The 13665-nt window shown below is 47.4% G+C and carries 7 protein-coding genes; all 7 read left to right on the top strand.

The annotated features are described in order from the left end of the window. Positions 1 to 140: 140 nt before the first annotated feature. The 7 genes from GEV47_RS05520 (at position 141) to GEV47_RS05490 (ending at position 13636) form a co-directional block, all read left to right on the top strand. Positions 141 to 812, top strand: coding sequence for a CoA pyrophosphatase (locus GEV47_RS05520; RefSeq protein WP_228124572.1), 672 nt, complete (start codon positions 141 to 143; stop codon positions 810 to 812). Positions 813 to 1049: 237 nt separating this feature from the next. After that, entirely contained in the window at positions 1050 to 2012 is a 963-nt protein-coding gene (locus tag GEV47_RS05515; protein ID WP_153233650.1) for a CobD/CbiB family protein, read from the top strand. A 261-nt stretch (positions 2013 to 2273) separates the two neighbouring features. Continuing rightward, positions 2274 to 2621, top strand: coding sequence for a DUF3579 domain-containing protein (locus GEV47_RS05510; protein ID WP_153233649.1), 348 nt, complete (start codon positions 2274 to 2276; stop codon positions 2619 to 2621). Between the two features lie 300 nt (positions 2622 to 2921). Next, positions 2922 to 5780, top strand: coding sequence for a bifunctional diguanylate cyclase/phosphodiesterase (locus GEV47_RS05505; protein WP_153233648.1), 2859 nt, complete (start codon positions 2922 to 2924; stop codon positions 5778 to 5780). A 191-nt stretch (positions 5781 to 5971) separates the two neighbouring features. Then, entirely contained in the window at positions 5972 to 7363 is a 1392-nt protein-coding gene (fumC, locus tag GEV47_RS05500) for a class II fumarate hydratase (RefSeq protein ID WP_153233647.1), read from the top strand. A gap of 267 nt (positions 7364 to 7630) precedes the next feature. Further along, positions 7631 to 9433, top strand: a complete 1803-nt coding sequence (locus GEV47_RS05495) for an autotransporter assembly complex protein TamA (RefSeq protein ID WP_153233646.1) — start codon at positions 7631 to 7633, stop codon at positions 9431 to 9433. A 45-nt stretch (positions 9434 to 9478) separates the two neighbouring features. After that, positions 9479 to 13636: a translocation/assembly module TamB domain-containing protein gene (locus tag GEV47_RS05490; RefSeq protein WP_228124570.1), complete on the top strand. Its 4158-nt coding sequence runs from the start codon at positions 9479 to 9481 to the stop codon at positions 13634 to 13636. The last annotated feature ends 29 nt before the right edge of the window (positions 13637 to 13665 follow it).

Genomic DNA, 13665 nt, shown 5'->3' with positions numbered 1-13665 from the left:
CGCCAATTGGCGTCCTTTTTTATTTCACCTTTTTGTTGCGCAATTTACTGTTCAATTTATTTTCATGCGGCCATAATTAAAATATATAACAAGCATATTGCAGAAAAAATAAGATGGTGCATCCTTAAATAGGAAATGTTTTGGTTAAGTTGACTTTTGATCCATTAATGCTGCCAATCGACAACGTGGCCGGCGAGTTGGCATTGTCTCCAGAGCGCTTAAATGCTGCATGGTTACGGCAGCGTTTCGTCCAACCTCCTGTATGGCAGCCTGAAAAAACCGATGAACGCTTACGTCTGCAGACGCAGCAGGTTGAGCCTACCGCAGCATCCGTATTGATGCCAATTGTATTGCGCGACGAAGGGCTTACTTTGCTATTTACGCAGCGCACCGCACATCTGACAGATCATGCCGGGCAAGTGAGTTTTCCGGGTGGGCGTGCTGAAACATACGACACCTCGCCGATAGAGACCGCATTGCGTGAAGCGGAGGAGGAGATCGGCTTGCCACGCGAGCAAGTGGAAGTGATCGGCACTATGCCCGAATATTTCACCGGAACAGGATATCGTGTCACGCCAGTGGTGGGATTGATTACGCCACCGGTGGAATTTAAAGCTGATGCCGATGAAGTGGCAGAGATATTCGAAGTGCCATTGGCATTTTTGATGGATGGCTTGAATCATCAGCTACGTACACTGGATCTGCCGGATGGTTATCGTCGGACTTTTTATACGATGCCCTACGATAGATTTTTTATTTGGGGGGCAACTGCCGCTATGCTGCGTAATCTGTTTCACCTATTGCGGGCATAGTGAGCGCTTAAGCATCAGTTTTTTTGCGTCAAATTTGATTCTGTGACCAGCCTGCGTTATCGTATAGTCATATCCTTGTATTCATAATAATAAACAAGTTTCACGAGATGTAAGTACGACCAAAAAATTGTTTATACCTTGTTGCGCCGCCTTGCCGTACAGTCGTACTATTTGCGTCGATACGCCTGGTCTACACAATTTTTTGCATACTTATTTCCTAACACCTAAGGCTGGTTGATGACTTTTTTCTCTATTCTATTGGCGCTGCTGATCGAGCAACTCAAGCCGCTACGCGCAGACAATCCAGTTTATGCATGGATCAAATATTTCGCTACCAGAATGGAGGCGTGGTTCAATGCAGGGCAGGCGCGTCATGGACGATTGGCGTGGTGTTGCATGATGTTGGCATTGATGGTGCCGACGGCGTTGATTTATTGGTTATGTCTGCATATCGGCTTTGCTGCGGCGTTTATCTGGAATGTGGTGATCGTTTATCTGACGCTGGGATTTCGCCACTATAGTCATTACTTCACCTCTATTCAGCTGGCGCTCAATACTGGGGACGAAACAACCGCGCGGACATTGTTGGCGGAGTGGACTAAGCAAGATACGACCAATATGGAGGTGGGTGAAATTTCCCGGATTGCCGTTGAAAAGGCTTTAATCACCACACATCGGAATGTGTTTGGCGTATTTTTCTGGTTTCTGATGCCGATCGGTCCGGCTTGTGCAGTAATGTATCGTGTGTCTGAGTACTTGGCACGGGCTTGGAATGAGCCAGATCATATGAGAAATGAAAATTTTGGGCGCTTCGCAGCACAAGCTTTCTACTGGATAGATTGGATTCCAGCACGTTTGACGGCAGCTGCATTTGCCGTTGTGGGTAATTTTGAAGATGCAATTTTCGCCTGGCGTAATTTTGCTGGCCGCTGGAAAAGTGAAACTGACGGTATTATTTTGTCAGCCGGCGGTGGTGCCATGGGAGTATTGCTTGGCACGCCTGACGAAAATGCGAGTACGATTCTGCCTGTTGATGCCTCGATTGTAGATGCGAGCGAACTTGATGAGGAGAGTGATGCTCCGCCGGGTGATGCGCCAACGCCGCGCGCATTGCAAAGCACGGTCGGCTTGGTCTGGAGGGCGGTGCTACTCTGGATGTTTTTGTTATTATTGCTGTCTATCGCTATCTGGGTTGCTTAAAAGCACCAAAATGTTTCTACGTTGTTGTGCCGACTGACCTTGCCGTTGTACTGTCGTCGATGCGCCGGGTCTAAAATTTTTTAGCGCACATAAAAGCGGGGCATTTAATGCTCCCGCATTTTTCATCAAGTACTTCTAGTCTTCTATAAGATATAATATGCATGATTTCGTAAGCCTTACTTACTAATCACTGGCGCACCGCCCACAAGGATGGTGAGCATCAATCTGTACGTATTGTTATAGAAGAAATGAGTTGTATGCATGGCCGATACTATTCCACCTGCTAATCTCGCCCGCGAGTTTTTTATCCTAGGCGTTACCACCGACGGTAAGCAATTCCGACCTAGTGACTGGTCTGATCGCTTATGTGGTGTGATGTCATGTTTTCGCCCAGAAAGCGGAGGGCGCAATGCCCATCTGCAATACTCCCCATACGTCCGGCCTATTTTGCTCAATGGGATCCGCTCAGTAGTGGTCAATGAGGATCTGCGTGAGATCGAACCGCTTGCCTATCATTTTGTGGTTAACTTTGCGAAAGATAACAATTTGCAAGTTGTAGATGCCTGCTTGCTTCCAGAGCCATCAACCACCGATAAATCAGGCGTTTGATAGCGCCAAACAACATTAAATTTCATTGCGGAAATAAATTCATTAATTTGCATTGAAATACTGCTTTAATCCCGAAAAGAAATCTCAGCTAGACTTTTCCTAGTTAAACTTGTCGTAATATTTTGAACAAGTAAATAGACAACTTTTGGAATCTGTTCTCAGCTTAAGCTGACCAATCAATTATCGTACCCGTGATGCGCATCGTACATGCGTACGTCTGCGTTTATCGGCATAAATTTATGCGGGCTAGCTTTAGCGGAGGCGATGGTTTTGACAGAAGTCCAATATAGCGGAGCGGAAATGTTTCGAAGAGACCATCCTCTTTTTTTACCTTTAGTAACTTTTGCAACCTTGTTGTCGGGTTTCCTCATCACGATGAGTATGTTTTTGGGTGTGCGTCACCTGGAACATCAAAAAATGCGTTCTGATTTTCATCAAAGTGCCGATATCCATCTGCGTACGGTGGTTAAAGGTTTTGAAGATATGGTGCATGATTTACGCACGGTGACGCAGCTTTTTATCGCCGTTGATAAACCTACGCGTGATCAATTCCGCGTTTTTGTCCAGCCATTGCTACAGCGCTCTCCGTACATCTATGCGCTGAGTTACCAACGGATACTTGCGCCCTCAGAACGCACTGCATTTGAAGCGCAGATGCGCAAGCGTTATCCCGATTTTAAAATTAAAGAACTGGATTGGGCGGATGCTTCGGCAATCGAGACGGAAGAGCCGATCACTTCAAAACAATTACGTATTGTTGACTATATAGAACCGATGCAAGGCAATGAACTTGCATTTGGTCTGGACGTCAGCAATAGTCCGGCGTTGCAAGGCCCGACTGAACGCGCACGCGATACCGGTCTGCCATCGGCCTCCAATTTATTTAACGTTGCGCAATTGCGTAATAATCGATTGGGTTTCGTCATTGTGATGCCGGTGTATCGGCATGGTGCGGTGATAAATACAGTAGAAGACAGGCATCGGGAGGTAGTCGGCTATACCAGCGCAGTGCTTCGTGCGGATCAGGTAGTAGAGAAAATTTTGGAAAATGAGGGCAACCAGCCCTTAGCTAACGTCATACTTCATGTGTATGCCAGCGCGACACCCGATGAGAACGCTTTGGTATATCGCAGCGCTATTAAACCGGTGAAGATGGTGGAAACCAGTGTTTTCGATCATCTGCCAAAATGGTTATTTCAAGATACTCCTGAAACCATTTCACGCACTTTTGATGTCGCCGGGAAGGAATGGTATGTCGTTGCCGCAATCCCTGTGGGACGAATCACTAAAAATCATGAAGGCTCGCTACTGGTTCTGCTGCTTGGCACTTTATTGAGTTTGTTTGGCGCTACTTATGTGTATGTAACCGGAAGGCGTTCAAGACAGATTCAGCAATTAGTCGGCGTGCAGAGTCAGCAAGTGCGCATAGCAACCGAATTAATGAAAGAAGATAGCGTCGCACGGAAACGTGCGGAGCAAGCGCTGCAGCTGCGTGAACGCGCGATTGAATCGAGTGCGCACGCCATTATTATTAGTAGTGCCGCCGCGCCGGACTATGCTATCGAATATGTTAATCCTGCATTTGAACGCATCACCGGTTACAGTGCCGAGCAAGTGATAGGACACAATCTCGAAATTCTGCAGGGAGCAGATATTGAGCAGATAGGCAAAGAAGAAATTTACAGTGCCATCAAAGAAAAGCGCACTGGCAATGCCATATTTCGTAGCTATCGTAAAGACGGTGGGTTGTTATGGACGGATATGTATATTGCGCCGGTCAAAGACGATTTCGATAAGGTCACGCATTTCGTCACCGCTTTGTACGACATCACAGAAATGAAGCGTTATGAGTCCGAGCTGGAACATCAAGCGCGTCACGATACGCTTACCGGATTGGTCAATCGCAATGTACTGCGGGATCGCTTAAGCCAGTCGATTGTTTATGGTGCCCGCTATAACCATCAAGTGTGGGTGCTATTTCTGGATTTGGATAGATTTAAATTCGTTAATGACACTTTGGGTCACAACGCCGGTGATCAACTACTGAACAAAGTGGCGGCATTGCTTAAAGCTTTTACACGTGAATTCGATACGATTGCCCGCCTTGGCGGAGATGAGTTCGTTCTGATTTTGCCGGAGCGTCCTGAAGAAACCTTGGCAGTTAATCTGATACAACGTTTGATGGATGCGATTGCAAAGCCGTTGCAAATTGAGGGCCATGATTTTTTCCTGACTTGCAGTGTGGGGGTGGCGGTATATCCGAATGATGGACAAGATCCGGAAACCTTGCTTAAAAATGCCGATATCGCCATGTATCGCGCCAAGGAAATGGGGAGCAATAATTACCAGTTTTACACCGCGGCCATGAATGAAAGGGCTTTAGAGCGCTTACGTATCGAAGGCGATTTACGCACTGCATTGGAACGCAAGGAGTTTGTCTTGCATTACCAGCCGCAAGTGGATGTGCGCACAGGGCGTATTATTGGGATGGAAGCGTTGATTCGTTGGATACATCCTAAATTTGGTGCTATTTCCCCGATTCGATTTATCGAAGTGGCCGAAGAAACCGGCATGATTGTACAAATTGGCGCGTGGGTCTTGCGTACCGCATGTGAATTTAATAAAGATTTGCAACGTAAAGGCCTAGGCTATTTACGCGTGGCGGTCAATTTATCAGTGCGTCAGTTTTATCAAAAAGATTTGGTACAGTCGATTATTAAGACATTACATGACACTGAGTTAACGCCGCATTATCTGGAAGTGGAGTTAACGGAAAGTCTGGTCATGTCAGACGTGGAGCTTGCTGTCGGCATTCTCAAACATTTGAAAAGCGTTGGTGTTCAGTTATCGATTGATGATTTTGGAACCGGTTATTCCAGCCTTGCTTACCTTAAGCGCTTTCCGATTGATGCGCTGAAAATTGATCAATCTTTTGTACGTGATATTACTAACGATCAAGACGATGCTGCGATTGTGGCTTCTATCATTTCGTTAGCGCATAACTTGCGTCTGCAAGTGATTGCTGAAGGTGTGGAAACGAATGAACAGATTGCCTTTTTGCGGCGTCAGCATTGTGATGAAATACAAGGATTTTATTTTAGCCCGCCAGTATCGAGTGAGGCATTTGAGGCAATGCTGAGAGAAGGAAAAATGCTGTAGTAAATTATATAATTTACGTTAATCAGAGAGCCGGTCGCAGATCCATAACGCATGTGGTGATATCCATCGGTGTCCATCGTCGACCATTAATGCGTATTGCAACGTTCCGACCACCCTACATTTTCGAAGCCATCACTTTATATATTTAATTTAATTATTCAATTTAATTATTCAATTTCATAAGGCTGATCATGAGCACCAGAATTGAACGGGATACCTTTGGCGATATTAAAGTCCCCGCTGCGCGATTATGGGGAGCGCAAACGCAGCGCTCACTGGAGCATTTTCATATCTCTACTGAACGCATGCCGACGGAATTGATTGCAGCGCTGGCAACCGTGAAATATGCTTGTGCGCAAACCAATCTTGATTTGAAAAAATTGGATCAACGGCAAGCCACTGCCATTATGCAAGCTGCACAAGAAGTGATGAATGGTCAGCACCCGGATGAATTTCCATTAGCGGTATGGCAAACCGGCTCGGGTACGCAAAGCAATATGAACATGAATGAGGTTTTAGCCAATCGCGCCTCGGAGTTGTTGGGAGGTGTACGTGGTCAGACGCGGATGGTTCACCCTAATGATGCGGTCAATCTCAGTCAGTCATCGAATGATATTTTTCCAACGGCAATGCATGTGGCAGCGATGGTCGGGCTTACGCGATCATTGCTACCCGCCTTGCGCGCCTTGCGGACTACCTTGGACCAAAAAGCAATTGCCTTCGCTACGATAGTGAAGATTGGTCGGACCCATTTGCAAGATGCGACTCCATTGACTTTAGGGCAGGAATTTTCGGCGTATGTTGCACAACTCAATCACGCCGAAGTGATCATTAATGCGTCATTAAATGCCTTGTCCGCTTTGGCCGCTGGTGGAACAGCGGTTGGTACCGGCTTAAATGCACCATCTGAGTTTGGTGCGCAAGTTGCTGCTAAACTAAGTGAATTGCTGCTGCTGCCATTTCACACCGCCGACAATAAATTCGCGGCGCTCGCGGCGCACGATGCATTCGTGGCTGCACATGGGGCGTTAAAAACGCTGGCGGCTGCCTTGATGAAAATTGCCAATGATATTCGTTGGCTGGCGTCCGGCCCACGCTCTGGCTTGGGAGAAATCAGCATTCCTGAAAATGAACCAGGTAGCTCCATCATGCCAGGCAAGGTTAATCCCACACAGTGCGAAGCGTTGACGATGATTTGCTGTCAAGTGTTTGGAAATGATGTCGCGATCAATTTCGGTGGCGCTTCGGGTAATTTTGAATTAAACGTATTTAAACCACTGATCGTTCATAATTTCCTGCAAAGTGTACGTTTGCTGGCCGATGGCATGGCAAGTTTTGATCAGCATTGCGCGCGCGGCATTGTCGCCAATGAAGAGCGGATAGCCGACTTGATGGAACGTTCTTTGATGTTGGTCACCGCATTGGCGCCGCATATTGGTTACGACAAAGCGGCACAAATTGCTAAGCGCGCGCACCATGACGGCAGCACTTTGAAGCAAGCGGCGCTAGTCTTGGGTTATGTCACTGAACAAGAGTTCGCGGCTTGGGTCAAGCCGGAACAGATGACGCATCCAGATAACTAAGATTTAAGATTTGCAGGACTTACGCAAAATTGCTTCAGTCAGGTTATTTTCCCATGCGTACCGTCTTTGCCGGAATGTCTTGCAGGGACAATTTTGCATAAGTTAGTATTCGCATACTTTGCGTTAAATCGTGTTAATAAATAGGTTTAACCGCAAAGGCTTTTATTATAATGGCAGGTATTTTCCATAAATATTTAGCAATTTATTTACAAAACTCCAAAAGCCTATGGTTTCTCCCATTTCCTTTCATCACGATATTGACGCACGATGACATGCCGACTCAAGCTAGCCTTATGCTTGCGCGAATCTTTGCGTCTTATTCTTTTCACGTTAGTTCCGCTGATCAGTGGACTGACGATAAGCAACTTTGCCTTCGCCGCCTATAAAGTTGAGATTGACGCGCCCAAAGAAATCAAAGCGCTGTTGACCGATCATCTTGATTTGGTTCGCTATCAAAAGCGTGATGACATAAGCGAAGATCAATTGAAGTTCATGATTGAAACCGTGAACGAGAAAATTACTCAGCTCACTTCAACACAGGGCTATTTTTCGCCTACTACTGAAGTGAAAGTTGATGATGGCAAGACACCTGTCATTCATCTGACAGTTGATCTTCATCAGCGCACAATTGTTTCCAGCGCCAAAATTGAGGTGGTCGGCCCGGTTGAAACGGAAGTACCGGAACGTATCCCACGTGTACAACGTAACTGGAGTTTGCCAGTAGGTGCACCTTTTCAGCAAAGCACATGGGATGATGCCAAACAACACGCTTTGCGGTTGTTGCAATATAAGCGTTTTCCTGCAGCGAAAATCGTCGATTCCCAAGCGCGTATAGATCCTGATGAGCACGATGCTCAACTATCTGTGAAATACGATAGCGGCCCGACTTTTACTTTAGGCCCATTGCAAATTACTGGTGCCAGGCGCTATCCGGTCAAGATTATCGAAAATGTTAATCCTCTCGCCATTGGTGAGGAATACGACATTGATCGACTTTTGTATTTGCAGCGGCAAATACAAAACACCAATTATTACGGGAACGTGATTGTCGGGATTGACGATGATCCAGCGCATGCCGGTATGGTGCCGGTGAAGGTGCAAGTGACGGAGTTTGCGGCGCAACGGATCAGAACTGGTGTCGGATACGACACCGATACCGGCGCGCATGTGCAAGGGCGCTATACCAATTACAACGTGTTCGACAAAGCCTATGTGTTTGATAGTCAGTTAAAACTGGAACAGAGAAGTCAGGCAGCTTCGTTGGAACTGGATATGCCGCCAGATGAGCGCAGTTTCGTTAATGGTATTGTTTCTTCTTATACTCGCACTACCTCCGAAGGGGTCGATTTACGCAGTTTGCAATCGGGATTGAAACGTACGCGCTCCTTTGAGAACTACGATACAACCTGGACTCTGACTTATTATCGTGATCAATTGCGTCAAGATATTGGTGCAACATTACCACCCAATACGGTGGTTTTTCCCGGTGAACATCAAGCGTTAGTTCCGGGGTTTGCCTGGACGCGGCGCGATGTGGATGATCAGATTTTCCCATCCGACGGTGACATCGTGACGATACAAGCTGGCGTTGCGCTGAAAGGATTGCTCACTGATCAAACTTTTATGCGCCTGTATTCGCGGTATAAAAAATTCATACCGATGGCCAAGCGTGACATTGTGATTTTCCGTATTGAGGGCGGTGCCATATCCTCTGCCGGAACTGTTTCATCGGTACCTGCATCCCTGTTATTCCGCGCAGGAGGTGTTGATTCGGTGCGTGGTTATAGTTATGACAGTATCGGTACTAGCTTCAACGGCACGGTATACCCCACTAAGTTTCTGATGACGGCAAGCGCCGAATATCAGCACTGGTTTACCCGTGAGTGGGGTGCCGCAGTGTTTTATGACGTTGGTACGGCAACCAATTCGTGGGCCGATAAAGAAACGAAAGTTGGTATTGGTCCCGGAATACGCTGGCGCAGCCCGGTAGGACCAGTCAACCTGGATTTAGGCTATGGTGTGCAAGCAAAGCAGTTCCGCCCACATATTTCACTTGGCATCGCTTTTTAATGTTTGATTCCCTTAATTTCATTTCACACTTTGCATGAACCAAGCATGAATCAAGCATCAACACCACCGCCAGATCAATCAAACGATACTGCCCCGACACCATCGTCTACCGGCAAGGTGCCTGGCAATGGTGCTATTCATGCTGTTGGCGCCATGCTACGCGGGCTGGTGGCCTTATTTTTGATCGTAGTACTGCTACTGGTGTTGGCTGCGCTGACTATCTGGGTTGGCGTGCGCTCTGAAGTCGGGACACAAAAAATCTGGCAAACAGCGACATCCTTATCGCAAGGTCATCTGACCGGTGAGTTTGTGGGCGGCACATTGAATAAAGGCATTCGTTTGCGCAATGTCCAGTTTCAAGACAAAACACAGCGCTACGTGATCGACAAAATCGATGGTGGCTGGTCGCTGAATTTTTCCCCACTCAAATTCACCGTTGATCATTTACACGTCGGTACGGTGGACGCATATATACAACCGACACCTTCAGAGCCAACCGTCTTACCTCAAAGTTTAACGTTGCCATTGGCATTAGAACTGCACAATATTCAATTAGATAAACTCTCTTTGCACGAGAGAGACAGCACCACCGAATTGAGCAACTTATCTTTGCATGGCGACTCAGATGGCCGTCAACACCATTTGGTAGTGGAAAATCTGGACACGCCATATGGCAAGGCCAACGCCAATGCTAATCTGGACGGGCAGTCGCCATTTATCATCACTGGCGACGTCGCTTTATCCGGCGCGTATGAACAAGAAAAATATCAACTTAACGCCAATGTTTCAGGCAATCTTTCAGCCCTGAAGGTGCTGCTCAAAGGTAATGGCGATAAACTCAGTGCCACAGCAAATATCGCGGTAACACCTTTCGCGCCGATCCCATTCGAACGGATACAACTTAGCGCGAATCATATCAACCCGAAATTGTTCAGTGAAGGTGCGCCGTTAGCTGATTTGAGTTTGCAGGCAGATTTAGTGCCGGTATCGCCTGCTGCAACTGGTAACGCCGACAAGGCTGACAATATCAAGGCTGATACTGGCAAAGCGCCAGACCTGGCACTGCTGGCGGTCAGTGGTCCCCTTCATATTAGTAATGCCATTCCTGGCGCTATCGACAAAGATCATCTGCCATTGATTTCTGCAGATGCCCAAGTACGCCTGGATGCGCACACGCAAACCTTAACCAGCTTGCAGATCAAGTTACAAGAAAACGCAACCATTACCGGCTCAGGTCACTATTACACCGACGGTAAAGAAAAAAATAATGGTGCGTTTGATTTCAATGTCGCCAATTTAAATTTACAGGCGCTACATGGAAAATTACAACCGTCCCAATTGCGTGGTCCGATCAGTGTCAAGCTGACTGAGAAGACCCAAGAAATAGCTTTGGATCTGGCAGATAACACGCTTTCTGCAAAAATAGACGCACTGATCGATTCGAAACAAATCAATATAAAATCAGCGCAACTTGCCGCGCAAGCAGGTGCGCGCCCATCACGTTTGGATCTGACTGGTAGCCTGAGCCGTGATCCGCAAATGGTCTACGCGGCAAAGGGGCAGTTGCGGGATTTTGATCCGGCGGTATGGATGAAAATCAGCGGCGCGAGTGCCAGTGCCAAGGCAAAAAGTAACGGTGCCAAGCCAATAAACGCGCGCATCAACATGACATTTGACGCTGCCGGAAAAGTGTCACCGGAACTGCAACTCAAACTCAAGTTTGGCATTCTTGATAGCGAATACAACAATTTGCCAATGAGCGGCAATGGCACGATCAACCTGATTGGCAAGCGTCTATTGCCTAGCGACGCAGCGCTGTCGATCGCTGGTAATGATGCACAATTAAATGGCAGTTTTGGAAATAGTAACGATCAATTGCATGTGAAGATCAATGCGCCGCAATTGGAGCGCCTGGGATTCGGTTTGTCCGGCGCAGTTCAGGTGGATGGGCAAGTCACCGGGACACTGCAACGTCCTGCCGTACGCGCCACGTATCGTGCCGAAAAAGTCATTTTTGGCGAACATAGAGTGGATAGTTTATCTGGTGACGCGGATATTCAAACCGATCTCAATGCAAAAGTTAGCGCGGCTGGAAATCGCCTGCAATTGAATCTTGATGCTAGCGGTTACCACGGCCCTGGCGTTGTCTTAAATAAATTAAATGCACATCTAAGTGGCACCTTCGCTGATCACACCTTGAAACTGGACAGCACTGGCACGGTGCATGAAAAACCAATGGCGTTGACTTTGGCAGCGCAAGGCAAGCTCACCGAAAGTGTCGGCGGTTATGGCTGGCAGGGTAGTGTCAATGAATTAAAAAATCAAGGCACACCGAATTTTGCTTTAGAGGCACCACTGGCAATTACTGCTTCAGTAGCGGCATCAGGAACCAAGGTGACCTTAGGCGCAACGCGTTTGACGATTGCCAATGCAGTGATAGCACTTAAGAATTTCAGCTTTGATAATGGCCGCCTCCGTTCTGCTGGCGAAATCAACGCACTTAATATCAATACTGTATTAGATCTTGTTCACGAGTTCACGGACAAGCCAGTAGCAGTTAAATCCGATCTGGTGTTGGATAGCAGCTGGGATTTTGCATTGGCAGAAAGCGCCAGTGGCTTTATTCAAATTGCGCGGCGCAGCGGTGATGTGCGCTCCAGTTCAGGTATTGGCGGGACGGCATTAGGATTGTCTGAATTGCGCACGCGGATTGATTTTAGCGGGACGCAAATGCAGCTTAATGCGGCACTGGTTGCGGAACGGGTTGGCACGCTCAATGCGGCATTGCAGTTGGGATTGAAACAACAGGGAGCTATATTGTTACCCGTTGATAATTCGCCCTTATCCGGGACTATCAAAGCGAATGTTCCTGAACTTAAAAAAGTTGGCAGTTTATTCGGTCCACAGATCGGGATGACTGGCAGTCTGGGACTAAATCTGAAACTCGACGGTGTATTGAGTCAACCAAAATTATCCGGTGCGCTCAACGGCGATCAGTTAGCCGTAACCTTGTTTGATCAAGGTATTCAATTACGTGATGGGTCTGCGCGGATTAATGTGACCGAGAACGTGATCGACTTGCAGCAATTAATCTTCCACGGCGGTGATGGCACTATCAGTGCTAGCGGTCGGTTGCAGCTTGGACGCGCAAATCCGGATTTAAGTGCGACGATCGTCGCTGACCATTTGCAACTATTTGCCAGCCCAGATCGGCAGTTGATGTTGTCCGGTCAGGCCAAGGTTGCTAACGTCAATGAACAATTGCATGTCGATGGCAAATTTGTTGTGAATAAAGCGCTGTTTGATTTGCCTAAAGACAGCGCGCCGACGCTGGGCGACGACGTCGTTATCGTCAGTAAGAATGATGGTGCCACACGTGCCACTCCATTGACAGATAAAGAGCAGATGGAAAAAGCGGCAGGAAAGAAAGCCAATGGCATGACCCCAATAATGAATATCGGCGTCGATTTCGGCGACGATTTCCGTTTCCGAGGCAGTGGCGCGGATTTGCGATTGGCGGGTGTCATGAACGTCAACAGTGAACCATATAAACCACTGCGTGCTACCGGCTCTATCCGCGTCGCGGAAGGAACCTATGAAGTGTTTGGCGTTAAATTGGCGATCGAGCGGGGTTTGATTAATTTCCAGGGGCCGATTAATAATCCGAATATCAGTATTCTTGCCATGCGCCGTAATCAAGACGTTGCAGCGGGCGCTGAGATTACCGGGTATCCGTCAACTTTGCGCGTTAAATTGGTATCTGATCCGAATGTTTCAGACGAAGAAAAACTCTCCTGGATGATGTTTGGCCACGGCAGTGACAGCAGCGCCGTCGGCCAGCGTCAAGCGGCCGGTGCGGCCTTAGCCTTATTGGGTAACTATGGTGGCAAAAAAATTGCAAGTGGACTCGGGCTGGATGAATTTTCGATCGGTAACAGTGAATCTGGTCTGGTCGACACGCAAGTCGTCAATATTGGTAAAGCCATCACGCAAAAAATCAATATTGGCTATGAACAAGGGATTAGCACTGCGGAGAGTATTTTGAAACTTACGTGGCAATTTTCGCGGCGTTGGTCCCTGACATTACAGGGCGGCACCATCAATGGCTTCGACGTACTGTATAACCGCCGTTTTGATAAATTCTGGAGAGACCGTAAGTCATCGGAGAATACTGAAGATAAAGACGGAGATCATTCGAAATAGCTTTGAGAAGTACGTCTCAGTGAGGACTT

It is taken from the genome of Glaciimonas soli (assembly GCF_009497155.1).
Lineage (GTDB): Bacteria > Pseudomonadota > Gammaproteobacteria > Burkholderiales > Burkholderiaceae_D > Glaciimonas > Glaciimonas soli.
The sequence above is the reverse complement of the archived record's forward strand: the minus strand, read 5'-3'. Positions and strand labels throughout refer to the sequence as shown.